The organism is Bacillus sp. AK128, assembly GCF_053903075.1.
Map to the genome: position 1 here is coordinate 4,427,885 of NZ_CP096379.1, position 25,007 is coordinate 4,452,891.

22 protein-coding genes, 2 tRNA genes, 2 rRNA genes and 1 riboswitch are annotated in these 25,007 nt (G+C 38.5%); of the genes, 3 read left to right on the top strand and 23 right to left on the bottom strand.

Annotated features, from left to right (window positions below; translation table 11 throughout):
* Positions 1–324: 324 nt before the first annotated feature.
* The 9 genes from M1D60_RS22070 to groES form a co-directional block, all read right to left on the bottom strand.
* Positions 325–816: an acyl-CoA thioesterase gene (locus M1D60_RS22070; protein ID WP_456276954.1), complete on the bottom strand. Its 492-nt coding sequence runs from the start codon at positions 814–816 to the stop codon at positions 325–327.
* A 160-nt stretch (positions 817–976) separates the two neighbouring features.
* Positions 977–1,155: riboswitch (cobalamin riboswitch) on the bottom strand.
* Positions 1,156–1,447: 292 nt separating this feature from the next.
* The gene (locus M1D60_RS22075; RefSeq protein ID WP_456276955.1) at positions 1,448–2,170 is read right to left on the bottom strand and encodes a dihydropteridine reductase; all 723 of its coding nucleotides are present in this window, start codon (positions 2,168–2,170) and stop codon (positions 1,448–1,450) included.
* Positions 2,171–2,350: 180 nt separating this feature from the next.
* Entirely contained in the window at positions 2,351–3,103 is a 753-nt protein-coding gene (locus tag M1D60_RS22080) for an iron ABC transporter ATP-binding protein (protein WP_456276956.1), read from the bottom strand.
* Complete coding sequence (locus M1D60_RS22085; RefSeq protein ID WP_456276957.1) at positions 3,100–4,161, bottom strand: iron chelate uptake ABC transporter family permease subunit; 1,062 nt, start codon at positions 4,159–4,161, stop codon at positions 3,100–3,102. Before M1D60_RS22085 ends, M1D60_RS22080 begins: the two co-directional genes overlap by 4 nt.
* The gene (locus M1D60_RS22090) at positions 4,158–5,177 is read right to left on the bottom strand and encodes an ABC transporter permease (protein ID WP_456276958.1); all 1,020 of its coding nucleotides are present in this window, start codon (positions 5,175–5,177) and stop codon (positions 4,158–4,160) included. Before M1D60_RS22090 ends, M1D60_RS22085 begins: the two co-directional genes overlap by 4 nt.
* A 19-nt stretch (positions 5,178–5,196) precedes the next feature.
* Entirely contained in the window at positions 5,197–6,246 is a 1,050-nt protein-coding gene (locus tag M1D60_RS22095) for a siderophore ABC transporter substrate-binding protein (protein WP_456276959.1), read from the bottom strand.
* A 544-nt stretch (positions 6,247–6,790) separates the two neighbouring features.
* Positions 6,791–7,231, bottom strand: a complete 441-nt coding sequence (locus tag M1D60_RS22100; protein ID WP_456276960.1) for a MarR family winged helix-turn-helix transcriptional regulator — start codon at positions 7,229–7,231, stop codon at positions 6,791–6,793.
* Positions 7,232–7,567: 336 nt separating this feature from the next.
* The gene (gene groL / locus M1D60_RS22105) at positions 7,568–9,196 is read right to left on the bottom strand and encodes a chaperonin GroEL (protein ID WP_456276961.1); all 1,629 of its coding nucleotides are present in this window, start codon (positions 9,194–9,196) and stop codon (positions 7,568–7,570) included.
* 91 nt (positions 9,197–9,287) lie between these two features.
* Positions 9,288–9,572 (bottom strand): co-chaperone GroES, encoded by a 285-nt coding sequence (gene groES / locus M1D60_RS22110; protein ID WP_163181948.1) that lies wholly within the window; start codon positions 9,570–9,572, stop codon positions 9,288–9,290.
* A 439-nt stretch (positions 9,573–10,011) separates the two neighbouring features.
* On the opposite strand from groES, the gene M1D60_RS22115 reads away from it, so the two are divergent.
* Entirely contained in the window at positions 10,012–10,737 is a 726-nt protein-coding gene (locus M1D60_RS22115) for a CPBP family intramembrane glutamic endopeptidase (RefSeq protein ID WP_456276962.1), read from the top strand.
* A gap of 18 nt (positions 10,738–10,755) precedes the next feature.
* Positions 10,756–10,953 (top strand): YdiK family protein, encoded by a 198-nt coding sequence (locus tag M1D60_RS22120; protein WP_456276963.1) that lies wholly within the window; start codon positions 10,756–10,758, stop codon positions 10,951–10,953.
* 25 nt (positions 10,954–10,978) lie between these two features.
* Here the strand turns inward: M1D60_RS22120 and tatC are convergent, their stop codons facing one another.
* From tatC to moaC, 4 genes are read right to left on the bottom strand one after another with little or no spacing between them, the layout of a single operon-like run.
* On the bottom strand, positions 10,979–11,728 hold the full coding sequence (gene tatC / locus M1D60_RS22125; protein WP_456279520.1) for a twin-arginine translocase subunit TatC: 750 nt from the start codon (positions 11,726–11,728) through the stop codon (positions 10,979–10,981).
* A 17-nt stretch (positions 11,729–11,745) separates the two neighbouring features.
* Positions 11,746–11,937, bottom strand: a complete 192-nt coding sequence (locus M1D60_RS22130) for a twin-arginine translocase TatA/TatE family subunit (protein ID WP_456276964.1) — start codon at positions 11,935–11,937, stop codon at positions 11,746–11,748.
* Between the two features lie 9 nt (positions 11,938–11,946).
* Positions 11,947–12,585, bottom strand: a complete 639-nt coding sequence (locus M1D60_RS22135) for a redox-sensing transcriptional repressor Rex (RefSeq protein ID WP_456276965.1) — start codon at positions 12,583–12,585, stop codon at positions 11,947–11,949.
* Between the two features lie 18 nt (positions 12,586–12,603).
* Positions 12,604–13,086: a cyclic pyranopterin monophosphate synthase MoaC gene (moaC, locus tag M1D60_RS22140; RefSeq protein ID WP_456276966.1), complete on the bottom strand. Its 483-nt coding sequence runs from the start codon at positions 13,084–13,086 to the stop codon at positions 12,604–12,606.
* Between the two features lie 163 nt (positions 13,087–13,249).
* On the opposite strand from moaC, the gene M1D60_RS22145 reads away from it, so the two are divergent.
* The gene (locus tag M1D60_RS22145; protein WP_456276967.1) at positions 13,250–15,187 is read left to right on the top strand and encodes an ABC-F family ATP-binding cassette domain-containing protein; all 1,938 of its coding nucleotides are present in this window, start codon (positions 13,250–13,252) and stop codon (positions 15,185–15,187) included.
* 424 nt (positions 15,188–15,611) lie between these two features.
* On the opposite strand, the gene tsaD is transcribed toward M1D60_RS22145, so the two are convergent.
* The 10 genes from tsaD to M1D60_RS22195 all read right to left on the bottom strand — a co-directional run bounded on the left by tsaD (position 15,612) and on the right by M1D60_RS22195 (position 24,894).
* Positions 15,612–16,628 (bottom strand): tRNA (adenosine(37)-N6)-threonylcarbamoyltransferase complex transferase subunit TsaD, encoded by a 1,017-nt coding sequence (gene tsaD, locus M1D60_RS22150; protein ID WP_456276968.1) that lies wholly within the window; start codon positions 16,626–16,628, stop codon positions 15,612–15,614.
* Positions 16,600–17,076 (bottom strand): ribosomal protein S18-alanine N-acetyltransferase, encoded by a 477-nt coding sequence (gene rimI / locus M1D60_RS22155; RefSeq protein WP_456276969.1) that lies wholly within the window; start codon positions 17,074–17,076, stop codon positions 16,600–16,602. The genes tsaD and rimI overlap by 29 nt, the downstream gene beginning before the upstream one ends.
* Before the next feature lie 13 nt (positions 17,077–17,089).
* The gene (gene tsaB, locus M1D60_RS22160) at positions 17,090–17,788 is read right to left on the bottom strand and encodes a tRNA (adenosine(37)-N6)-threonylcarbamoyltransferase complex dimerization subunit type 1 TsaB (protein ID WP_456276970.1); all 699 of its coding nucleotides are present in this window, start codon (positions 17,786–17,788) and stop codon (positions 17,090–17,092) included.
* Positions 17,769–18,242 (bottom strand): tRNA (adenosine(37)-N6)-threonylcarbamoyltransferase complex ATPase subunit type 1 TsaE, encoded by a 474-nt coding sequence (gene tsaE / locus M1D60_RS22165; protein ID WP_456276971.1) that lies wholly within the window; start codon positions 18,240–18,242, stop codon positions 17,769–17,771. The genes tsaB and tsaE overlap by 20 nt, the downstream gene beginning before the upstream one ends.
* Positions 18,229–19,224, bottom strand: a complete 996-nt coding sequence (gene thiL, locus M1D60_RS22170) for a thiamine-phosphate kinase (RefSeq protein WP_456276972.1) — start codon at positions 19,222–19,224, stop codon at positions 18,229–18,231. Before thiL ends, tsaE begins: the two co-directional genes overlap by 14 nt.
* A gap of 113 nt (positions 19,225–19,337) precedes the next feature.
* Positions 19,338–19,413: transfer RNA gene (locus M1D60_RS22175), tRNA-Asp, on the bottom strand.
* Positions 19,414–19,417: 4 nt separating this feature from the next.
* Positions 19,418–19,494, bottom strand: a tRNA-Met gene (locus M1D60_RS22180).
* A gap of 230 nt (positions 19,495–19,724) precedes the next feature.
* Entirely contained in the window at positions 19,725–20,864 is a 1,140-nt protein-coding gene (locus tag M1D60_RS22185) for a trans-sulfuration enzyme family protein (protein ID WP_456276973.1), read from the bottom strand.
* Positions 20,865–21,786: 922 nt separating this feature from the next.
* Positions 21,787–21,902 (bottom strand): 5S ribosomal RNA (rrf, locus tag M1D60_RS22190).
* A 66-nt stretch (positions 21,903–21,968) separates the two neighbouring features.
* Positions 21,969–24,894 (bottom strand): 23S ribosomal RNA (locus tag M1D60_RS22195).
* Positions 24,895–25,007 lie beyond the last annotated feature (113 nt).

Consider the following 25,007-nt stretch of genomic DNA (forward strand, 5'->3'; position numbering starts at 1 on the left):
ACATATCTTCATTCTAACTATAGATGGATTTCTCTTATATATGATTGTTCTTTATTTAAATTCTTTTACACTTTATTGAAAAAACTAAAAAGAGTCTTTGCAAATAGCATGACTCTTTTTGTTATACCCGTTATAAGGTGGCAGTATCCTTTTATATTAATATTATTGAGAAATACCGACAATATCCCATTCCTTTAGACTCTATCATTTAGGGTTATTAACCCTTTCTCTTCTTGGGGATGAAACACGGAAACTAGCTCCAACTCTAAAACATCACCTATATTCCCCGCTTTAACACATTCGTTTATAAATTTAGCTAATGGATTAAATTTCATCCACACTGCCCGTAAGATTTGCTTTTTTTATTCTTTGCTCTTTTCGCTTTTTGGCATTCATGAATAACTGTCTCTCTACTTCTGTTTCAGGTCTAACCCCTGGAACAGGAACTGGTTTACCATCTTCATTAATAGCAACCATTGTTAGAATGGATGTAGTTGTTAAATTCTTTTCTCCTGTCCTATACTTTTCGCACTCTACTTTTACAAATACCTCCATAGAAGTTCTTCCTGTAGAAGTGACAAAACCTTCTAACGTTAAAATATCTCCAACTCTTGCAGAGCTTATAAAATTCACAGTATCTATAGAAGCAGTAACAACAACGTTTTTACTATGCTTCATTGCCGCAATTGCAGCTATTTCATCAATATATGCTAAAACAGTCCCACCAAAAATCGTGCCCATATGGTTCGTATCAGGGGGTAATACAAGCTTTGTTTGAATAGTACGTGACACATTAGTAGATAATTCGATCATCATTTCCCTTCTTTCCTTTAATCTAAAATTTAGAACATAAAAATCCATTACTTCTTGAGTAATGGATTTAGTAGAATTACACGATACAATTAAACATGGAAAAAAAGTCGGATTCCCCACTATTAATATACCTTCATTCTACCTTCCCAACTCCCGAAGAAGATAATACGATATAAAGATGGCAGGTCTCCTGACTTGTGCTTCAACCTACTATAAGTCCTTCCCATCATATTGACAGTGGATACACTTATTTCGTCTGCACATACAGTTGCGGGGACAGTTCTGGATTCTCACCAGATTCCCTATTAAGTCTACTTAAACACCATATTTATTGGTAATGCACAATATGTAGTTATTAATCACAGAAAATATATCAATACATCGATAGTTTATGGTATGTTTCATTTTTTGACAACTGTTTTATTTTTATAAGTATAGCTAAGTGTTATTTCTAGCTTGCTAGAGTCAAATATTTCGTCCATTCATGAAAAAACTTCTCCTCCTGATCATGAATAACAACTAGTTACCAAACTATCTATGCATAAGGAGAATTAAAAAGGCTTCTCATTGTCGTTATCAACGAATGAGAAGCCTTATATTACTTCGAAAAAAATGGAATTACAATAACTCAGCTTCAAGCATTTTTGGACAAATCAAATGATAAAAAATCATTCAAGTGTTGTTCATGCTTATCAAGCATAATCTGTTCCGCCTTGATGCCCTGCTCAAGCAGCACTTCAATATTCTGTTTGAGGAATTCATCACTGCCGACAACATAGTAAATTCCATCGTTATCTGTAGCAAGATTTTTCACTTCTTCATAATAGTCTTTACGGTTATCAACAAACTGTGATGTAAACTTTTTATCAGGTGCTAATACAAAAACATCTTTAAATAAGAATTCTTTTGAGGAATCGATGTTTAAAGAATGAATTTTATTCACGTTTTCAGCTCGTTTAAAATAATCAAGTACAAGCGGTCTAAAAGTTGCTAAGCCGACACCTGATGACAACAGATAGACATTCTTCCCTTCTCTTTTCAGCGGTACATTTGAATGGGTTTTAAATATTGCAACTTCATCGCCGACTTTAAGATTTTTTAATATCGTTTTAAACTCAGAACATTGCTCTTTGATGCGTGTTGTGATTCCAATCGCATCTTCATGGGGTAAAGTGGAGATTGACATATGGCGAATCAGGCTACGATTTGGTTTATCTCCGACATTAAAGCCCTCAAGTGCGAAGTGAGTATGAGAACCTTCTTCCCATGTAAAATCCTGTGGACGATCGAGCAGGTATGTTCTAATTTCAGACGTTTCTTGAATAATCTTATTAATTTTAGTCCAATATATTTGCATTATAAATCCTCCTCAATTATATGTAGCCTTAGAAAGTACCAAATAGGCGATTGAAACTTCTACCCACTGCAAAAGTAATAACTATCATGATCTGTGCAAACAACAGTAAATAAACTACTTATCTATTAGACTTCTAGAGTATTTTCTTTGAGAAAAGCTCTGTTTTGTAAAACTAGAAAACTAATAAACAGCTATAGGACCATAAGGACCTTCAATAATTTCAATTTTCGTTTCAAAAATATCTGTCAAAAGTTCTGGAACCATAATTTCTTTAACTGTTCCAAATGCAGCAATTTGTCCATCCTTCATTGCACAAATTCGATCAGAATATTTAGCTGCAAAATTTATATCATGCATAACGGTCAGAATCGTTCTTCCAAATTCATTAGCAACATGTCTCAGGTACTCCATCATTTGAACAGAACGAGCAACATCTAGATTGTTTAGAGGCTCATCCAATAGCACATATTCAGTCTCTTGGCATAAAACCATTGCCACATATGCTCTTTGTCTTTGACCGCCTGAAAGCTCATCTAAATATCGATCCTCTAGATTAGTCAAGTCTAAAAAGTCAATATATTTAGAAATAATCTCTTCATCTTCTTTTGTTAATCTCCCCTTTGAATATGGGAAACGTCCAAATCCAGCTAGTTGCCTTACAGTAAGCCTCGTTACAAAATGATTTTCCTGACGCAATATGGTTACAATTTTCGCTAAGTCATTTGATTTAGTAGAAGTAACATCCATATTCGCTATCATAATTTGACCTTCATCCATATTTAAAAGTCTTCCAATCATCAAAAGCGTCGTAGACTTTCCAGCACCGTTAGGTCCAATTAAAGAAGTAAAACCAGCCTTTGGTATTTCAATATCCAAAGGTCCAATTTTCACATCATCCGTATACATCTTTCTAGCATTATCAATTTTTATCATAGAGACCTCTTCCTTAAAATGACAATTAAAAATACGATTCCACCAAACAGTTCAATGAAAACAGAAACAGCTTGAGCATTGAATACATGATACATTAAAAAGTATGCACTTGTTAGGACAAAGAACCCTATAGCAAGAGCCATTGGAAAAATATATCTGTGATCATAAGTCGGCGCCGCTTGATAACTCAAAATGGCTACTAAAAATCCAAAAAAAGTTAGAGGTCCAACTAAAGCCGTCGAAATTGCCATCAAAATAGTAACTAATACAAGTGCATATATAATATTAGGTTGGTATTTAACGCCGAAGGTAGTAGAGACATCTTTCCCAAGTGACAATATATTTAATTTCTTGGAAAAAACAAAAAGTAATAGCGCTAAAATGATGATCATTGGAAGAACAACTGGAAAATATTCTGAATCCGCATTATTGACAGAACCAATCAATCTTGTCTGCAAAAGGTCAAATTCAGATGGCGAAAGGAGTTTCCTCATAAAAGCTGACAGAGTACTCAGCCCAGTTCCCATAATAATTCCAATCAAAAGGACAAGCTGTAAATTTCCATATTTCCCGGAAAGCAACCATCCATAAAGCATCAAGCTTATTAAGACCATAAGACCAACTTGAAGAAAAAATGGTCCAATACCACTAAAACTCACCAATGCAGTAGCACCAAATATATACATGGTACCAGTTTGAATGGTTGAGTAAAGTGATTCGAAGCCTAGTAGAGAAGGCGTGATAATCCTATTATTCGTAATCGATTGAAAAGCAACCGTTGACAAGCTGTGACAGATTGCAGCAATAAACATGGCAACAACAGCTACAATCCTTCTTTCAACCACTGGAATAAATGAAGGTGAATCTACTGGAACTGGATTGTTATAAACTAAAAGGCCACAAGCAAAAAGAAGGCCTAATGCAGTCAATGTAATGAGCAAGATCCAATAGCGTCTCTCGTCTTTCTTAGTACGAAAAGCGCTAGCTGATCTCTTTTCATTGTGCAGATTAAAATCAATTTTAACATTATCATTTTTTCTATATTCTAAAGCGTTCATCTTAGCCTCCTCCTTGGTTTTCTTTGTCTCAATAAGATCGTAATAAATACGACAGAACCTACTGATCCAAGGATTAAAGAGACAGGAACTTCAAAAGGCATAATAATCGTCCTGGAAATGATGTCACAAAGAGTAATCGTACCCATTCCAATCAAACATACCCACGGCAAATTACTTCGCAAATCATCCCCTCTAAACATTGATACAATATTTGGGACAATTAATCCTAGAAAAGGCAAGTTTCCAATAACAGCCGAAACGATTCCAATAGCAACAGCAATAAGTCCGTTAGCCAGTAGAATAAGAGTGTTATAGTTTACTCCAAGACTGGTTGCAATATCTTCTCCTAGACCAGCTAAAGTCAATCTATTTGCGTAAATAAAAATTAGAATCGTCACGATCACAATAATCCATAAATATTCATATCTTCCAACTTGAACAGAAGAAAAAGAACCTACAAACCAGCCTTCAATTACTTGTGACATTTGAAAAAAGAGGCCCATAAAAGTAGAAACTGCAGAAATGACGGCACCAAGCATCAAACCAATAATTGGGACAATTAGAGAGGAACGGAGTCTAACCCTTCTAATAAATAAAAAGAAAATCATTGTTCCTATAAAAGAAAAAATGATTGCACCCGTCATTCTAAGCACTAAAGTGGGTGCAGGAAATAATAAATAAACACAAAGAAGACCCAAACCTGCCCATTCAGTCGTACCTGTTGTGGTAGGTTCCACTAAACGATTTTGGGTAATAAGCTGCATGACGAGCCCAGTCATTGCCAAAGCAGCTCCAGTCAGCATGAGTGCAACTGTTCTGGGAACACGAGTGATAAAAAACATTTCCATTCCATCTTCTTGTCCTCGTATATCATAAACCCCAGTAAACAGTGAAATAATTCCTAAACTAACAACAACAATAATCGCTGTTATAAAAGGTATTGTCCATATTTTGTTTTGGTTATAAAACCGGGATTGAGAATTTCTCTCAATCCCGGCGATCATATTTTTCTGCACTATGTCAAACTCCTTTACCCTACTTAGCTAAAGAATCGGCAATGTTTTCAAATAACTCAATAAAAGTTTGAATTGATTCATTTAGGTAAGTATCAATTGGCGCATATACGATCTGTCCTTCAGAAACAGCTGTTGTGTTTTGAAGAGCAGGTGAATTATCAATTACATCCTGAGCAGGGACTTTTTCATCTGCTGCTATTCCAGAAATTGGCGCATCACGGTCTAAAACGAGGATCCAATCAGGATTGCTTTGTGCGATGGCTTCTACTGAAATTTCATCACCTTGGTGGTCTGTAGATGTAGCGTCAACTTCTAATGCTGGAGTCCAACCAAAAATGTCATACAGTGGTCCAAATACACGTCCAGAGTGAGGAGCTGAAAAACCAATATCTCCACCAGAAACAATCACACTCATGATTGTGTCTGTCCCATTATAAGCAGACTTAGCTTTTTCGATCGCTTGATCTAGTTCAGCTACCAATTGTTCAGCTTCTTCATTTTTATCGAAAATTTTCCCAAGAGTAAGTGTCGTTTCTTTAAATCCATTCACTAAATTTTCTCCTGGCGCAGTAGCTTCCTCAGAAACATCAACATTTAAATCAATAACAACTGCATTTGGTACTAATTTTTTAATATCTTCATAATATCCTGAGAATCTTTGACCAACAATGACAAGTTCAGGGTTTGCAGCAGCTAAAATTTCAAGGTTTGGTTCACGGTGATTCCCAATATCTTGAACGTTTTCATCCGTTACATATGGTGAATCCGATAACATAACCGCTTTTGGAACAGCAGCTAACTCAATATCCCAAGCAGCTAAAGTTTCAAATGTTCTATTATCTAAAGCAACTACATTTTTAGGGTTTACAGGAATTGTAACCGTTCCATGAGCATCAGTGATTTCAACTGTTGTAGGTTCAGTCGATTCCTCTGATTCCTCACTAGTTTCTGATCCTCCAGTAGTTTCAGATTCAACTTCAGGTTCACTAGATACTTCATTCGAGCTTCCACACGCCGCTAACAATAAAACAAAAAGTGCCATAATGATCGTTAATTTAAACTTCCCCATTTCTCATCCTCTTCCCTTATGTATTATAAATTTTTAAAATCTAAAACCTTACTAAACTGATAAACCTGACTATCATGTTTTATCTTATGCCAATTTAAATACGATTTTCTCTATTTAACATAGTGCACAGCTTTAACATAAAACAATGATAATGATTATCATTTTCAACTACATTTTGAATTATAGCAGATATTAAAAAATTATCAACTACAATTTTTACTTAATTTTACTTTTATTAATAAAAGTTATAATCATTATCAACCGAAATAAAATAAAGAAAAATTTAGGGGGTTTTTCAATCGTTTCTATTTAATTGATAATGATTATCAGAGTTTCACAAGTACTATCTTACTACCTATTGATAATGAGTGTCAATATCAACTATAGAAATATTTGTAATAACAAGTAAATATATTCCTTAAAAGACACTTATCCTGCTTACATTTCTTTTAGTTTTTTGGATTATACTTGTTTATACAAGTACTTTAAGAGTAAAAAAACACCTAACCTCGCTTCTTGCATGCTGGTTAGGTGTTTATCAAGCTTAACTTAAATTATTATTTACCTTACTTAGAACCTTCAAAAATATTAACATTTCTTCTGGATCAATACCTTCAGAAATTTCATCTATCGTCTTTATGGCCTGCTCAATTAATCCAACTTGCAGTTTCTTACCTTTTGACGTTAAAAAGATTAAGTTTGTTCTTTTATCAATAGGATGTGGCATTCTAGTTACTAATCCACCTTTTTCAAGGTTATCTACTAATCTTGAGACACTAGGTTGATCCCTTTTAGTTAAGATAGCAAGCTTATTTTGGGTTAATCCATCCTCTTCCCATAAACGGATCATAATTGACCATTGTTCATGTGTAACCGGATAATCGTTATTTCTAAAGTTTAAGTTTAGTCGATTTGTTACCAATCTAGCTGTATCTGTAATTTGGAAACCTACTGAATTAGCCAGCACATAGTTCTTGTAGTCCATAACCTTCTCCTATTCGTACGTTATATTGTAAATCGTACCTTATGGAAGGGGTGGGTTACAAGTAACTATTTATCTTTATCTTTATCTTTACCTTTACATTCATGACAATAACATCTTCGTTATAAGACAGATAAGCAAATTATATGAAACCACCAATGATCTCCTTACGAAAAATGTGCATCTTCATGATACTGAAGAAATAAAAAAAGAAGCCTCTCAAAAGTCCAGTGAACTTTTGAGAGGCCTCCGTTCATTTACCTCAATGTTAGCAAAATGTTAGCAAACCACTCTCATCTTACTACAAACCCCAGTCATATCAAGGGTTCAAGGGGCAGATTACATCATGCCGCCCATTCCACCCATTCCGCCCATGTCTGGCATTCCGCCAGCATTTTCTTCAGGGATGTCCGCTACTACTGCTTCAGTTGTTAAGAACATAGCTGAAACAGATGCTGCGTTTTGAAGTGCATAACGAGTAACCTTAGTTGGGTCAACGATACCAGCTTCAAACATATTTACCCACTCACCAGTAGCAGCATTGTAACCAACGCCTACAGGTTCGCGCTTTAAACGCTCAACAATTACAGATCCTTCAAGACCAGCATTGTGTGCGATTTGACGAACTGGCTCTTCTAATGCACGAAGCACGATGTTGATACCAGTTTGCTCATCACCAACAGCCTCTAGTGAAGATACTTTATTGTATACGTTAACTAGTGCAGTACCACCACCAGAAACGATTCCTTCTTCTACAGCAGCACGTGTTGAGTTAAGTGCATCTTCAATACGTAGCTTACGCTCTTTAAGTTCAGTTTCAGTAGCAGCACCAACTTTGATTACTGCAACTCCACCCGCTAACTTAGCAAGACGCTCTTGTAATTTTTCTTTGTCAAATTCAGAAGTAGTTTCTTCTAATTGAGCACGGATTTGCTTCACGCGAGCTGCAATATTAGCTGCATCTCCGTTACCTTCAACGATTGTTGTATTTTCTTTTGTTACAACAACCTTTGTAGCGCGTCCTAATTGAGTAATGTTTGCAGACTTAAGATCTAATCCTAAATCTTCAGTGATTACTTCACCACCAGTAAGTACTGCGATGTCTTCAAGCATAGCTTTACGACGGTCACCAAATCCAGGAGCCTTAACAGCTACTGCATTGAAAGTTCCACGAAGCTTGTTAACTACAAGAGTAGCTAGAGCTTCACCTTCAACATCTTCAGCAACTAATAATAGTGGCTTACCTTGTTGTACAACTTGCTCTAATACTGGTAAGATTTCTTGGATATTTGTAATCTTCTTATCAGTGATTAAGATATATGGATTTTCAAGGATTGCTTCCATCTTATCTGAATCAGTTACCATATAAGGTGAAGCATATCCACGATCGAACTGCATACCTTCTACTACTTCTAATTCAGTTGTGAAGCCCTTAGATTCTTCGATTGTGATAACTCCGTCGTTACCAACGCGCTCCATTGCTTCAGCAATCAATTGACCTACTTCTTCATCAGCAGCAGAGATTGCAGCAACTTGTGCGATTGAAGATTTACCTTCAATTGGCTTTGAAATAGCTTTAAGCTCTTCAACAGCAGCTACAACAGCCTTTTCAATACCTTTACGAACGCCAACTGGATTTGCACCAGCAGTTACGTTCTTTAGACCTTCACGGATCATTGCTTGAGCAAGAACTGTAGCAGTTGTTGTACCGTCACCAGCAACATCATTTGTTTTGCTAGCAACTTCAGCGACTAGCTTTGCACCCATGTTTTCGAATGCATCTTCTAATTCAATTTCTTTTGCGATTGTTACACCATCGTTAGTAATAAGTGGTGAACCGAACTTCTTTTCTAGAACCACGTTACGTCCTTTTGGTCCAAGAGTTACTTTTACTGCATTTGCTAGAGTATCTACTCCACGAAGCATTGAGCGGCGAGCTTCTTCACTAAATTTAATTTCTTTTGCCATGTCAGTTACCTCCTTGAAATTTATCAATTTTAAGTATGGAAAACTTAGCTATATGCCAAATTAACGTTCTTGCTTGTTCTAAGTATAGGTATTATCCAATAACAGCTAAAATGTCATTTTCACGAAGTACTAAATATTCATTACCTTCATACTTAACTTCAGTACCTGAATATTTTGAGAAGATGATACGATCACCAGTAGATACTTCTAGAGCAACACGCTCACCGTTATCTAGTACACGTCCTGTACCAACTGCTACAACTCTTCCTTCTTGAGGCTTTTCCTTAGCAGAATCTGGTAGTACGATACCGCTAGCAGTTTTTTCTTCAGACTCAACAAGCTCAATAATTACGCGATCTCCTAATGGCTTTAACAAGTGAAACAACCTCCTCTAAATAATAGTGTATTTTAGTCTTTTATTAGCACTCGAATATAATGAGTGCTAACACAATTATTATAATAATGAAACTCCATCTGTAATGCAAGTATTTCGAACTTATTTTTTAAAAAATTCTAGTGTGAAATTCCGACAAATTTCTTATTAAAGAAAGGCTCATACTATGCCTAAAAATCTATTCTTTACATGTCAATTGCCACTTATTCTAGATAACCTTTCTACTATATTTTAAACCTTTAACATACAATATGTAGAATACTTAGAGCAGCGCTTAAATAAATAATTACTTCATTTTCTTTAGTTTCTTTTATGAGCCTTCCAATCACCCATTCATCCCACCAAGTGGTATCGTTATTTAGTAAATGTAATTATATGATACAATACGGTTGGGAAATGTAAGCTAAAAGGAGAATTAACATTGGAGAAACGGCATTTTTATGTAGTTCTAACGTATATTATCATGCAGTTTTCTAGTTTATTAGGAGTTCCATTACTAGTACAGCTCGGAATCGCCCAAAGAGAAGTAGCTGTTGCCTACTGGCTAATCTTTAGTTTTTTTACCGCTCTAGTTATCATACTATTCCTCCTACGTGAGGATATGAGGATTACTACCCGAGAAGATCGGAGTTCGATACCTATTGCAGTATTCTGGTCCTTTGCCGGAGTATTTATGGCATTATTTGCTCAAGGAATAGCAGGCACGATTGAAAATAGAGTCTTTGGTATTGAGTTGGGCTCGGAAAACACTGAATTTCTTGTTGAGATTGCTTTAACTACCCCACTATTTATTGTAGTAACTTCTATAATTGGTCCAATCTTAGAGGAGATTATCTTTAGAAAAATATTATTTGGCACATTATATAAAAGATATAACTTTTTTATAGCTGCACTTTTAAGCTCAGTTATCTTCGCAATGGTACATATGGATTTCAAACACCTGTTAATATATTCTGCAATGGGCTTTACGTTTGCATTTTTATATGTAAGAACCAACCGAATCATTGTACCAATTATCGCACATGTTGCGATGAATACCTTTGTTGTACTAGTTCAGGTCGTGTTTAAGGACAAGATTGAGGAATATCAAGAGCAGGTTGAGTCCATGCAAGCTATGATTCATATGATTTGGATTCACTTTATGTAATTGGAGGCTTTAAGTAATATGCGAACATCACCCTTTTTAATGGGCATTCTATACTTTGGAATGGGGATTATTTTTACGGTTTTGGCCATTCAAAGTAAAACAGAGGATATATGGAGCTTCCCTACCATTCTCCTCATTGTTGTCGCAACATTCGATTTCGGTGTAGGAATCAGAATGTTTGCGTTAAATAAGAAAATAAAACAAATAAAAAAATAAGACTCAGGTTGCTGAGTCTTATTTTTTATTCTCCCTTATTCATCTCGGCTTCTGCCATCATTCTCTTTCTATATGCACTTCTTGAAATAAGAATGCTGATCTCATATAAAATAAATAACGGGATCGTCACCATCATATGTGATAGTAGTTCTGGTGGGGTAATGAAAGCCCCAATGACTAATAAAATGAAATAAGCATATTTTCGTACCTTTGACAAAAAGATTGGAGTCACAATCCCTAAACGTGTTAAGAACATAATCACCACTGGGAGCTGAAACAATAATCCAAACGGGAAAGTTAATTGAACGAGGAATTCAAAGTATTCGTTAATTCCAATCACTTGTTCAATATGCAACCGTTCAGACAGCCTTGTCATAAAGTCCACTACAAACGGAAATAAAATGAAGTAGGAAAAAGAAATTCCGGCAAGAAATAAGAATAAGGAGATCGGAATATAGCTTAAAGTGACTCTTCTTTCCTTTTCATATAAACCTGGACTAATAAATGCCCAAAGCTGAAATAAAATAATCGGGAAGGTCATAATAAACGCGATAATAAACGCAAATTCCATATATACTTTAATAGGGTCTGTCAGTCTAAAGGCATTCATTGTTAGCTCTTTAGCTTCATCGGCATTCTGTAAATAGACAATAAGAGGTTCGGCTAAAAAGAAGCTCCCTACCATTGCAAACATGAAGAAAACGACTACGATAATCAGTCGTTTTCTTAATTCACCGATATGATCATAGACAGACATTTCATTTTGATGACTCATCATATCTCATCCTTACCTTACTTGTTACCTTCTTTTTTCTTGTCGTCATCATCATCATCATCTGCTAAACCTTTTGTTGCATTTTTGAATTCACGTAATGTATTACCTGCAGCCTTACCTAGTTCAGGCAGCTTTCTTGGTCCAAAAATTAATAGTGCTACGAATACGATTAATAATAGGCTTCCAATTCCAACGTTTGGCACACCCATCACCTCCTTTTAGTCAAGTGGATATGTTTTTAAAAAGTAGATTAAAGATTGTAATTCGATCGACAAATCAATATGATGAATTCTCACCGTATCTGGAACGTTCAGTCGTGCAGGCGTGAAATTTAAGATTCCTTTTATTCCTTTTGCAACAAGGCGATCTGTGATCGGTTGAGCAACCGAAGCCGGAACGGTTAAAATCGCAACCGATACGTCTGGGCCAATCCGTTCTTCCAGCTCATCTAAATGGAAAATGGGTACACCACCAATTTCACTACCAACAAGCGTCTCTTCCACGTCAAATGCCATTTCAATTTTGGTACTATTATTTTTAAGGAAGTTATAATTCAAAAAGGCAGTCCCTAAATTCCCTACACCGATTAACATGACCTTCGTTAATTCATCTTGATCGAGTGTTTTTCGAAAGAAGGTTAATAAATACTGGATATTATAACCGTATCCCTTTTTTCCAAGTGCCCCAAAATAAGAAAAATCTCGGCGAATCGTTGCCGAATCCACCTTCACTGCTTCACTTAGTTCAGCCGATGAGACCCTTTGTTTTCCTGATAAATATAAATTCTTTAAAAAACGATAATATAACGGTAAACGTTTAGCCGTAGCTTGTGGTATTTTTGATTGTTCTTCGCTCAATAGTATCACCCATATATTCTACGATCTTTGATAATCCCCGCTTTTGCCTCCAGTTTTGGTCATTAAATAAGTCGGGCCAATAATCATTCCTTTATCGACTGCCTTACACATGTCATAAACAGTTAGAGCACAAGCAGAAACAGCTGTTAATGCCTCCATCTCCACACCAGTACTTCCCTTTGTTTTGACTTCACCTTCTATAAGCAATTCGTAAGCGTCTCCCTTTTGATTCCATGTAAATGATATATTAACACCTTTAATGGGAATGGGATGACACATTGGGATTAGATCGGGGGTTTTTTTAGCAGCCATAATTCCAGCTACCTGTGCAACCGCTAACACATCTCCCTTTTCAATTTCCGAATCAACTATTCTTTGATAGATCTCCTTGGAAACTTCAACACTAGTTCTGGCAACCGCAGTGCGGACTGTATCCGTCTTAGAAGTGATATCGACCATCTTTGCATGACCTTGATCATTAAAGTGGGTGAATTCTGCCATTCGTTAACTCCTCCAAAACTTGTATTCCTACCTATGACTATACACTATTTTATACTAGTTGTCGCATTCCTTTGTGAACAATTTATAACTTCTATCAGTGTTCATCTATTGCCCCTTATCCCAAAAATATATACACTATTAGTAGGAACTTGAGGTGAATACAATGATTGTATTGCAATTAAATCAAATTACAAAATTTTATGGCTCAGAGCCTATCTTATCGAATATAAAGCTAGAAGTACAATCGAAAGATCGAATCGCTCTTGTCGGTCGAAATGGTGCAGGTAAATCTACTCTTTTAAAGATCATAGCAGGCATCCATTCGCAGGATAGTGGAGAAATCATTAAGCCAAAGGATGTTACGATTGGATATTTAGAACAGCACTCTGGCTTAGAAACAACACTCTCCATTTGGGAAGAATTACTAACTGTATTCTCCCATTTAAAGAAACAGGAAAAAGAGCTCCGGCTTATGGAAGAAAAAATGGGAGATCCTGCTTTATTTCAAGACCAAGCGCGGTACGAACGGGTCTTAAAGGAATATGACTTATTACAGGAGCAATTTAAACAGCAGGGTGGCTATCAATATGAATCTGATATGAGATCCATTCTCCATGGTTTAGGTTTTGCCAATTTCGATATTGCTACACCTGTATCTAGTTTAAGTGGTGGCCAAAAAACAAGGCTAGCTCTTGGTAAATTATTACTATCGAGGCCAGCACTTCTCATCTTGGACGAGCCCACTAACCATTTAGATATGGAGACTCTCTCCTGGCTTGAGCAATATTTAAACTCTTACCCAGGTGCTATTTTAATTGTCTCCCATGATCGTTACTTTTTAGATAAGGTTGTAAGTCAGGTCTATGAGCTTGCTCGAACCTCTATGTCTAAATATCACGGTAATTATAGTCAATATCTCATTCAAAAAGCAGAAAACTATGAACGTGAGCTGAAGCAATACGAAAAACAGCAAGAAGAGGTCTCGAAGCTTAAAGACTTTATCCATCGTAATATCGCAAGAGCCTCGACAACCAAACGAGCACAAAGTAGAAGAAAACAGCTAGAACGAATGACCTTGATGGATCGCCCAAATGGTGATGAAAAATCTGCTTCATTCCGTTTTGATATTACTCGACAAAGTGGAAATATGGTGTTAAGGGTTGACGAGCTTGCCATCGCTTATGAAGATCACGATCCTACTATAAAAAATATTAGTTTTGCCCTTAACCGTGAGGATAGCGTTGCACTAATAGGTCCCAATGGAATAGGTAAATCTAGTTTACTAAAAGGTATTATAAATAAACTCACACCAAAAAAAGGTACCATCCAGTTTGGGTCAAATGTGACAATTGGTTACTATGACCAAGAACAAGCAAACTTGAAATCAAATAAACGCGTGTTAAATGAATTATGGGATGACTATCCACATATCCCTGAAAAGGAAATTCGAACAGTACTAGGTAATTTCCTATTTTCAGGTGATGATGTACTAAAAGAGGTTTCAAGTTTAAGTGGTGGAGAAAAGGCAAGGCTAGCTTTATCAAAGCTCATGATGCAAAAGGCAAATTTCTTAATTCTCGACGAACCTACTAACCATTTAGATCTAGACAGCAAGGAAATTCTTGAAAACGCCTTAATTGATTACCCTGGAACGATTCTATTTGTCTCACATGACCGTTATTTTATTAACAGAATAGCGTCCAAGGTTTTAGAGTTAGAACCAACTACGATTACTGAGTTTCTAGGTGACTACGATTATTTTATAGAAAAGAAGCAAATGCTTGCTGAACTAGAAGAGCTTGAAAAGAGTAGCGTTAAACAACCTGTTCAGGAAGCTAATAAGGTAGAGAAGCGTAGTTTTGAAGAGGAAAAAGAGCTTAAGAAGTTGGAGCGTCAACGTAAACGCCGTATTGAAGAAATTGAAAAGGAAATTGCCGAACTAGAAGAACTAATTTCAACCAATGACGAAAAGCTATGTGACCCTGAGGTTTATCAGGATCATGAAATTGTCCAAGAGCTCAATAACGAAAACGATCAGGCAAACGAGAAGCTAGAAAAACTAATGCTCGAATGGGAGCAATTATTAGAACAAACAAATTAACCAGTGAATTTTTTCACTGGTTTTTTTATTCACATATTCACAAGTTTATCCACATTATTAACACTTATATTCTCAAGGATTCTTTAACTTTTCCACATTATCCACTCAACATTACTAACATATCCACAATGTTATCCACAGAAAAAGTAAACTATATAAAAACCACTCGTTTCTTTGTGTACAACTACTCACTACTGGGTTTGTTCCTTATTGTTTATCAACATTTTTTCTGAAAACTCATATTTTTTCAAATGACTTATCCACAAAAATGTATTTAATTTATTTCTCTATCATAATATCCGGATTAAAAGGAACCGTGATGGGAGAATATGAAAGAAGTGAAGCGGCATAACTTATGAAAGCCAAAAAAGAAAAGCGTGTATTGATGAAGAATCATCAAAACACGCTTTAAAAAACCAAATTATTAATATGATATCAACTCTAACCCTGGATTGGCATTTAAGCTTAAAGGTGACCTTTTCCCCTTTGTAAAAGCAATACTGCCAGCCGCTGCAATCATCGCTGCATTATCCGTACATAATGAAAGAGGGGGGATGACTAGCTCCACTTCAGCTCTGTCCTGGAACTCTTGTTCAAGCTTAGCTCGTAACCCTTTATTAGCTGCCACTCCACCTGCCAGTAATACCTGCTTCACTTGGAAATGTTCTACTGCTTTTTTTGTCTTGGTAACCAGAACATCAATTACACTTTCTTGAAAGCTTGCTGCTAGATCTTCAGGCTTAATATCCTCTCCGCGCTGCTTCGCGTTATGTAAGGTATTAATGACAGCAGATTTTAATCCACTAAAGCTAAAATCGTAAGAATCTGGCTCAAGCCATGCTCTTGGCAAATCAATAGATGGTTGTCCTTCATGAGCTAGGCGGTCGATATGTGGACCACCTGGATAGGGAAGGTCTAGCGTTCTTGCCACCTTGTCATACGCTTCACCTGCTGCATCATCTCGAGTCTCACCAATTACCTCAAATGATCCGTGCTCCTTCATGTAAACAAGTTCAGTGTGACCACCAGAAACAACTAATGATAGTAACGGAAATGAAAATTCTGAAACAAAGCGATTGGCATAAATATGTCCTGCGATATGATGAACACCGACAAGTGGAATTGAATGAGCAAACGCAAGTGCTTTTGCTGCGTTCACCCCGATTAACAAAGCCCCTACAAGACCTGGCCCCTCCGTTACCGCAATCGCATCCAGATCCTTAAAGGTAACATCCGCCTGCTTCATCGCCTCCTCTAACACAATCGTTAGCTGTTCCACATGATGCCTTGAGGCTATTTCAGGTACGACCCCACCAAAGCGTTTATGACTTTCAATTTGAGAAGCTACTACATTCGATAAAATCTCATTTCCATTTTTAACGATTGCTACAGCTGTTTCATCACAGCTTGTTTCAATTCCTAGTATGATTTGCTGTTTCATATATATTCACCCACATCACTAAGGCATCTTCGCCATTATCAGTATAATAATTCTTTCTAATTCCACCGTCTTGAAATCCAAGCTTTCGATATAAGGACTGTGCAACATAATTGGTCACTCTTACTTCTAATGAAAGACGCTCTGCTCCTAATGCTTTAGAGAGTTCAATCCCTTGACTCAATAATGCTTCCCCTAGCTTTCTACCACGATATTCAGGTAAAACAGCTATATTGGTTACATGAGATTCCTCTAACACAATCCATAATCCACAATATCCAATAACCCTCTGTTGATCCAACATGACCACATAGCTTGCATAAGGATTACTCGTTAGTTCATTAAGAAACGCTTCCCGACTCCATGGTACCGTAAACGATAAATGTTCAATTACTAAAATTTGATCGATATCAGCTACTGTCATTAAACGAAACGAAATAGACTCATTCACCTTCACTACCTCCTTAACGAGACGTCTCATTAGACGCTAACCAATTAGCTTCTGCTTCTGCTAAACGAAGATAGCTGGGTACAAAGGTATGTAAATCTTCTGCTTCTTTTACTGATCCAATATGAGCTAATAGAGAGGGTCTCGGATTCCAATCTACAAACGAAGAGAATACAGCTTGATCACCAAGCTTATCCTTAATTACCTGCTGATGAATGGGAAGATCATTACCTAGAAGCAATACTCTCTCCTTCTGATCCTTCAGCTTCGTAAGCCAATCTTCTAACAAGATATTCTGATCTTCAATAATAGAATTCAGCATAGAGCCATCAGATTGATACAGCCCTGTAAACAATTGCTGTCTTCTCGCATCCATCAATGGACAAATAACCCCTTCAAACCCCTTGCCATTCCATGCTAATTGTTCAAGGCTAGACACACCAACTAACGGAATATCTAAGCTCCAGGCCAATGTTTTCGCAATAGAAACACCAATTCTTACCCCAGTATATGAACCCGGACCCTTTGCTACTACAATTTTATCTAGCATGCTTGGTGTCCAATCACAATCCTTCATTACTTGCTCAATAGCCGGCATTAGTCTAATCGAGTGGTTTTTCTTCACATTCGTTATATATTCCCCAACTACTTCCTCACCATTTGTTAAGGCAACCCCCATCACATAGGTCGAGGTATCAATTGCTAGTATTTTCATTTTCACTTAACTCCTTGCCCAATTGTACGTATCTTTCACCTACTGCCTGATAGACAACTTTGCGCTGATCGTCACCTTCTCTAGTTATGTTAATTAATGCATACTCTTTTGGTAATTGCTCATTAATCAAGTGAGCCCACTCTACTACCGTAACACCAGTACCATGGAAGTACTCGTCAAAACCTAAGTCTTCACATTCATCCTGAACACGGTACACATCCATATGATATAGAGGAATTCGACCCATATATTCTTTTATAATCGTAAAGGTAGGACTATTGACGTTCCGCTTAACACCTAAGCCCTCTGCCAAACCCTTCGTGAAAGTGGTTTTACCTGCTCCTAGATCTCCTTCAAGAAGAAAAACATCACCAGCTATTGCAAGTTGACCCACTCGATTTGCTAGACGTTTAGTTTCCATCTCACTAGTGGTTATCCAATTAAATTGTTCCATTATGATCACCTTGCTTAAAATGATTATATCCCTGTTTCCTTAACTCAACGACTGAGTCCTCTTTTTTTAGAAAGACTTTTCCCGTTCCGGCTTCAACTCTGCCAACCTTAGTTACCTTGATATTTTTTTCCATGAACTGTTCAACTAGTTTCGGCCAATTCTCTGGTGAAATGGTTCCTATTAATTCATAATCCTCTCCACCATATAAAGCCCACTGCAGAGCTTGTTCCCTTCCAAAAGTTATAACTTCTGTAGATAAAGGTAATAAGGACTCTAGTAGTTCAATGTTAACCCTACTCGCTTCAGCAATTTCAATAGCCTCACTGGCCACCCCATCACTTATATCATTAACAGCTGCTCGGTCAAAATAATGACTCAATAACTTACCTGCCTCAGCTTGAGGGGTTGGTTGCTGATGGCGCTCTATTAAATACTTATTACTATCTTTATCGTTAAGCATGATATGTAAACCTGCAGCAGAATCTCCAACGGTACCTGTGATGAATACAATATCCCCTGGAACTGCATCAGACCTCTTTAGACTCTTACCTTCTTCAACTCTTCCCAATACCGTCACACTCACAACAAGCGGTCCTCTAGTAGAAACCGTATCCCCACCAATTAAGATAGTATTATTAGCGGTTGCGATCGCATCCATTCCCTTATAAATCTCTTGTAACTCCTCTTCTGACCAATGAGGTGGTACAACTAGGGAAACGAGATAATAGGAAGAAGAACCACCCATAGCTGCAACATCACTTATATTCGCAGCCAATGCTTTATAGCCTATATGATAAGGACTCATCGTCTTTCTAGAAAAATGGACATCCTCTACCATTGTATCTGTGCAAGCAATAAGATCCATATTCAAAGATGGCCTAACAACCGCTGCATCATCACCTATCCCAACAATCACATCTGACCCTAGAGGCTGCTTTGGTGTAATCTTTTTAATAAATTCAAATTCATCATGGATACTCATCCTAACACCCACATTTTTATGAAATTAATACAAAAAACCTTAGGAGTTTATCCTAAGGTCCTATAGTTTTATTCTCTTATTATTAAGGTCAAAAAGCAAATAAAAATCAATAATGGCGGTCCCGACGGGAATCGAACCCGCGATCTCCTGCGTGACAGGCAGGCATGTTAACCGCTACACCACGGGACCACTTTGGTTGCGGGGGCAGGATTTGAACCTACGACCTTCGGGTTATGAGCCCGACGAGCTACCAGACTGCTCCACCCCGCGATAATATAAATAATTACTTTTATCTAATGCATGTCATATCTACTATTACAACCATCCCGATTTTGCATGATGTTAAATCAAGAAGAAAAAATCGGTATGCTGATGTGGAATCGATGAAGGTTATTCAGCGTGCTCCACCCCGCGAAGATATAAAATGTTTTCTATAAGTAAAAATGTCACAATAACTATAATATCACTTGATTCTAAAAAAAGCAATAAAAAGAGTCAAATTATTTCTTTGACTCTTTAATTGCTTCAGATAATGTCTCGAGTATATCCTGATCATCTTCAATACCAATAGAAATTCTGATTAATCCTTTTGTAATTCCTAACGCTTTTAATGCCTCTGCATCAAGGGCACGATGTGATGTCGCAATAGGATAGGAAACAGTTGTTTCAACTCCAGCCAATGTCGGGACTAACTTAATCCAACCGAGAGAACGAATAAATTTTTCAATATCACACTGTTCTTCATCCAGTTCAATCGAAACCATTGCTCCATTCCCTTTAGGTGATAAATTAGGTGGATAAAAAACCTTATTAACTCCAGTATGCTTTACCAATCCTTCTGCTACTTTTGCCGCATTACTGGATTGCTTCTCCATTCTTATACTCATTGTCTTTAATCCTCTACAAGCCAACCAACTTTCAAATGGACTTAAATTAGCTCCTAAATTCCCTAGTTTCTGGTTAACTTTTTTGATTAGTTCCTGACTGCCTACAACTACACCTGCTGTCACATCACTATGTCCCCCAATATACTTGGTAGCACTATGAATAACCAGATCAATTCCAAATTCATACGGCTTACACAAAAATGGAGTAGCAAACGTATTATCAATCATTGAGACAAGATTATATTCTTTTGCAACTGCAACAACCTGTTCAAGATCTTCGACTCTTAAAAAGGGGTTGGTTACAGATTCACTATATATTACTTTTGTATTAGGTTTTATGGCATTAATAATCGCTTCTTTATTAGTGAATGATACAAAAGAAGATTCTATCCCCACTTCTTTTAACTCTTTAGCTATTAATTGAAAGGTTCCACCATACAAATCGTCATTAGCAATTATATGGTCCCCTGCTGAAGCTACAGCCAAAATACCTACAAGAACTGCTGATAATCCTGAAGAGGTTGCTACACCAGCCTCAGCACCTTCTAATGCAGCAACAGCATGTCCTAACTCATCTGTGTTCGGATTCCCTACTCGTGAATACAGATAATTCCCATCACCTTCATAAAATGCTTCCAATTCTTGAAGTGATTTAAATGTAAAGGCGGAAGATTGATAGATTGGTGTTACTTTACTATGGATTGCATCCTTTTTCTTACTAGAGAAATGAACATTTTTCGTTTGAAATTTCATTTTTATCCCCTCAATGCTTTAATGTTATCCTTGACTTTACTCCTATCAATTATGGAAGTCAATATAATATTTTTTATAATTCAAATAATTTGGCTTTGCTAATCATATCACATTATTTTTCCTTTTAACTATTGTGTACTTACCTATTAAAAAACTCTCAAGATATTTGCATGTGTGGTATAAACGTGGCTTCTTGAATTCATTTAGACATCAATGACTCAACTTTAAGGGCTTAGGTCCCTTCAAAACCCAATTTAATAGCTATTATAATGATATTTGCTACTATAAATTAAATTCTTTTGTATGGATGTTTGTTTTAACGACCAAATATTCGTGTTTATCAACGGAATTTTAGCTTTATCAACGAAAATAAATCACTTATCAACGAAAATTATGTTTTATCGACGAACTCAACTCGTTTATCAACGAAATTCCTTTTTTTACAAATTAGCGAGCCATTTTGAAAAAACAAACAAAAAAAGCGCAGCTACAATAGCTACGCTTTTTAACATTGCTTGGCGACGTCCTACTCTCACAGGGGCAATGCCCTATCTAAAACTGGCGCTACAGTTTTACCTCTTATGAGATACAACTTGCGAATCTATAACGTTTAGATAATTCCACGAAAAACACATCTAATTCCGCAGTTTTTGTGTTAATTCCATGAAAAGAAACGTTAATTCCGCGATTTTTTCTTTTATTCCACGAATTCCTTTAATAATTCCGCAAAAACTGATTTTGGCTATTGTCCAAAATAGAAATTACTGTATGGCGCTCATTATTCTTACTTATGAACTATCAATAAATTTTATTTACTGATGACAGCCTTATGAACGTCTGGACCTTCTTTTTACATATATGCGAGTCATTTATAATAAAAAACAAAAAAAGCGCAGCTACAATAGCTACGCTTTTTAACATTGCTTGGCGACGTCCTACTCTCACAGGGGCAATGCCCCAACTACCATCGGCGCTGAAGAGCTTAACTTCCGTGTTCGGAATGGGAACGGGTGTATCCTCTTCGCCATCATCACCAGACAATAAGGGAATAATAATTGTTCCCTCAAAACTAGATAATATCGTATGCAAGAATGTCGTTTAAATATGGTTAAGTCCTCGACCTATTAGTATCTGTCAGCTCCACGTGTCGCCACGCTTCCACCTCAGACCTATCAACCTGATCGTCTTTCAGGGGTCTTACTTCAAAGAATGGGAAATCTCATCTTGAGGGGGGCTTCATGCTTAGATGCTTTCAGCACTTATCCCGTCCACACATAGCTACCCAGCGATGCCCTTGGCAGAACAACTGGTACACCAGCGGTGTGTCCATCCCGGTCCTCTCGTACTAAGGACAGCTCCTCTCAAATTTCCTACGCCCACGACGGATAGGGACCGAACTGTCTCACGACGTTCTGAACCCAGCTCGCGTACCGCTTTAATGGGCGAACAGCCCAACCCTTGGGACCGACTACAGCCCCAGGATGCGATGAGCCGACATCGAGGTGCCAAACCTCCCCGTCGATGTGGACTCTTGGGGGAGATAAGCCTGTTATCCCCGGGGTAGCTTTTATCCGTTGAGCGATGGCCCTTCCATGCGGAACCACCGGATCACTAAGCCCGACTTTCGTCCCTGCTCGACTTGTAGGTCTCGCAGTCAAGCTCCCTTGTGCCTTTACACTCTACGAATGATTTCCAACCATTCTGAGGGAACCTTTGGGCGCCTCCGTTACATTTTAGGAGGCGACCGCCCCAGTCAAACTGCCCACCTGACACTGTCTCCCAGCTCGATCAGAGCTGCGGGTTAGAATTTCAATACAGCCAGGGTAGTATCCCACCGACGCCTCCACCGAAGCTGGCGCTCCGGCTTCTCAGGCTCCTACCTATCCTGTACAAGCTGTACCAAAATTCAATATCAGGCTACAGTAAAGCTCCACGGGGTCTTTCCGTCCTGTCGCGGGTAACCTGCATCTTCACAGGTACTATAATTTCACCGAGTCTCTCGTTGAGACAGTGCCCAAATCGTTACACCTTTCGTGCGGGTCAGAACTTACCTGACAAGGAATTTCGCTACCTTAGGACCGTTATAGTTACGGCCGCCGTTTACTGGGGCTTCAATTCAAAGCTTCGCTTGCGCTAACCTCTCCTCTTAACCTTCCAGCACCGGGCAGGTGTCAGCCCCTATACTTCGCCTTGCGGCTTCGCAGAGACCTGTGTTTTTGCTAAACAGTCGCTTGGGCCTTTTCACTGCGGCTCTCTCGGGCTTTCACCCTACCAGAGCACCCCTTCTCCCGAAGTTACGGGGTCATTTTGCCGAGTTCCTTAACGAGAGTTCTCTCGATCACCTTAGGATTCTCTCCTCGCCTACCTGTGTCGGTTTGCGGTACAGGCACCTCTCACCTCGCTAGAGGCTTTTCTTGGCAGTGTGGAATCAAGAACTTCGGTACTATATTTCCCTCGCCATCACAGCTCAGCCTTTATGGTAAGCGGATTTGCCTACTTACCAGCCTAACTGCTTGGACGCGCACTTCCAATCGCGCGATTCTCTATCCTCCTGCGTCCCCCCATTGCTCAAACGGTGAGGAGGTGGTACAGGAATATCAACCTGTTGTCCATCGCCTACGCCTTTCGGCCTCGGCTTAGGTCCTGACTAACCCTGAGCGGACGAGCCTTCCTCAGGAAACCTTAGGCATTCGGTGGACAAGATTCTCACTTGTCTTTCGCTACTCATACCGGCATTCTCACTTCTAAGCGCTCCACCAGTCCTTACGGTCTAGCTTCAACGCCCTTAGAACGCTCTCCTACCAATGTCGTTAGACATTCCACAGCTTCGGTGATACGTTTAGCCCCGGTACATTTTCGGCGCAGAGTCACTCGACCAGTGAGCTATTACGCACTCTTTAAATGGTGGCTGCTTCTAAGCCAACATCCTGGTTGTCTGGGCAACTCCACATCCTTTTCCACTTAACGTATACTTTGGGACCTTAGCTGGTGGTCTGGGCTGTTTCCCTTTCGACTACGGATCTTATCACTCGCAGTCTGACTCCCGAGTATAAGTCTTTGGCATTCGGAGTTTGACTGAATTCGGTAACCCGATGAGGGCCCCTAGTCCAATCAGTGCTCTACCTCCAAGACTCTAAAAACTCGAGGCTAGCCCTAAAGCTATTTCGGAGAGAACCAGCTATCTCCAGGTTCGATTGGAATTTCTCCGCTACCCACACCTCATCCCCGCACTTTTCAACGTGCGTGGGTTCGGGCCTCCATTCAGTGTTACCTGAACTTCACCCTGGACATGGGTAGATCACCTGGTTTCGGGTCTACGACCACGTACTCAATCGCCCTATTCAGACTCGCTTTCGCTGCGGCTCCGTCTTCTCAACTTAACCTTGCACGGGATCGTAACTCGCCGGTTCATTCTACAAAAGGCACGCCATCACCCGTTAACGGGCTCTGACTACTTGTAGGCACACGGTTTCAGGATCTGTTTCACTCCCCTTCCGGGGTGCTTTTCACCTTTCCCTCACGGTACTGGTTCACTATCGGTCACTAGGGAGTATTTAGCCTTGGGAGATGGTCCTCCCTGCTTCCGACGGGATTTCTCGTGTCCCGCCGTACTCAGGATCCACTCAGGAGGGAACGAAGTTTCAGCTACAGGGCTGTTACCTTCTATGGCTGGCCTTTCCAGACCGCTTCACTTACCTCGTTCCTTTGTAACTCCATGTTGAGTGTCCTACAACCCCAAGAGGCAAGCCTCTTGGTTTGGGCTTCTTCCGTTTCGCTCGCCGCTACTCAGGAAATCGCGAATTGCTTTCTCTTCCTCCGGGTACTAAGATGTTTCAGTTCCCCGGGTCTGCCATCATCACCCTATGTATTCAGGTGAAGATACTACCCCATTACGAGCAGTGGGTTTCCCCATTCGGAAATCTCCGGATCAAAGCTTACTTACAGCTCCCCGAAGCATATCGTTGTTAGTCACGTCCTTCATCGGCTCCTAGTGCCAAGGCATCCACCGTGCGCCCTTAACAACTTAACCGTTGTTAAAGATCATTCGATCAATTTCTTGACTTTCTTACATACGAATTATTATCTAGTTTTCAAGGAACATGGCTACTGACTTCAATCACATCATGAATGAACTTCGTAGCA

What these genes read in the sequence shown, in the direction of transcription:
- tsaB (WP_456276970.1), bottom strand. Translation starts at nt 17,788, where the DNA reads ATGAAAATACTAGCAATTGATACCTCGACCTATGTGATGGGGGTTGCC.
- tatC (WP_456279520.1), bottom strand. Translation starts at nt 11,728, where the DNA reads ATGAGTCATCAAAATGAAATGTCTGTCTATGATCATATCGGTGAATTA.
- groL (WP_456276961.1), bottom strand. Translation starts at nt 9,196, where the DNA reads ATGGCAAAAGAAATTAAATTTAGTGAAGAAGCTCGCCGCTCAATGCTT.
- M1D60_RS22070 (WP_456276954.1), bottom strand. Translation starts at nt 816, where the DNA reads ATGATGATCGAATTATCTACTAATGTGTCACGTACTATTCAAACAAAG.
- M1D60_RS22085 (WP_456276957.1), bottom strand. Translation starts at nt 4,161, where the DNA reads ATGAACGCTTTAGAATATAGAAAAAATGATAATGTTAAAATTGATTTT.
- tsaE (WP_456276971.1), bottom strand. Translation starts at nt 18,242, where the DNA reads ATGGAACAATTTAATTGGATAACCACTAGTGAGATGGAAACTAAACGT.
- M1D60_RS22130 (WP_456276964.1), bottom strand. Translation starts at nt 11,937, where the DNA reads ATGGGTGTGCCAAACGTTGGAATTGGAAGCCTATTATTAATCGTATTC.
- thiL (WP_456276972.1), bottom strand. Translation starts at nt 19,224, where the DNA reads ATGAGTATCCATGATGAATTTGAATTTATTAAAAAGATTACACCAAAG.
- M1D60_RS22075 (WP_456276955.1), bottom strand. Translation starts at nt 2,170, where the DNA reads ATGCAAATATATTGGACTAAAATTAATAAGATTATTCAAGAAACGTCT.
- M1D60_RS22145 (WP_456276967.1), top strand. Translation starts at nt 13,250, where the DNA reads ATGATTGTATTGCAATTAAATCAAATTACAAAATTTTATGGCTCAGAG.
- M1D60_RS22100 (WP_456276960.1), bottom strand. Translation starts at nt 7,231, where the DNA reads ATGGACTACAAGAACTATGTGCTGGCTAATTCAGTAGGTTTCCAAATT.
- M1D60_RS22120 (WP_456276963.1), top strand. Translation starts at nt 10,756, where the DNA reads ATGCGAACATCACCCTTTTTAATGGGCATTCTATACTTTGGAATGGGG.
- tsaD (WP_456276968.1), bottom strand. Translation starts at nt 16,628, where the DNA reads ATGAAACAGCAAATCATACTAGGAATTGAAACAAGCTGTGATGAAACA.
- M1D60_RS22185 (WP_456276973.1), bottom strand. Translation starts at nt 20,864, where the DNA reads ATGAAATTTCAAACGAAAAATGTTCATTTCTCTAGTAAGAAAAAGGAT.
- moaC (WP_456276966.1), bottom strand. Translation starts at nt 13,086, where the DNA reads ATGGCAGAATTCACCCACTTTAATGATCAAGGTCATGCAAAGATGGTC.
- M1D60_RS22095 (WP_456276959.1), bottom strand. Translation starts at nt 6,246, where the DNA reads ATGGGGAAGTTTAAATTAACGATCATTATGGCACTTTTTGTTTTATTG.
- M1D60_RS22080 (WP_456276956.1), bottom strand. Translation starts at nt 3,103, where the DNA reads ATGATAAAAATTGATAATGCTAGAAAGATGTATACGGATGATGTGAAA.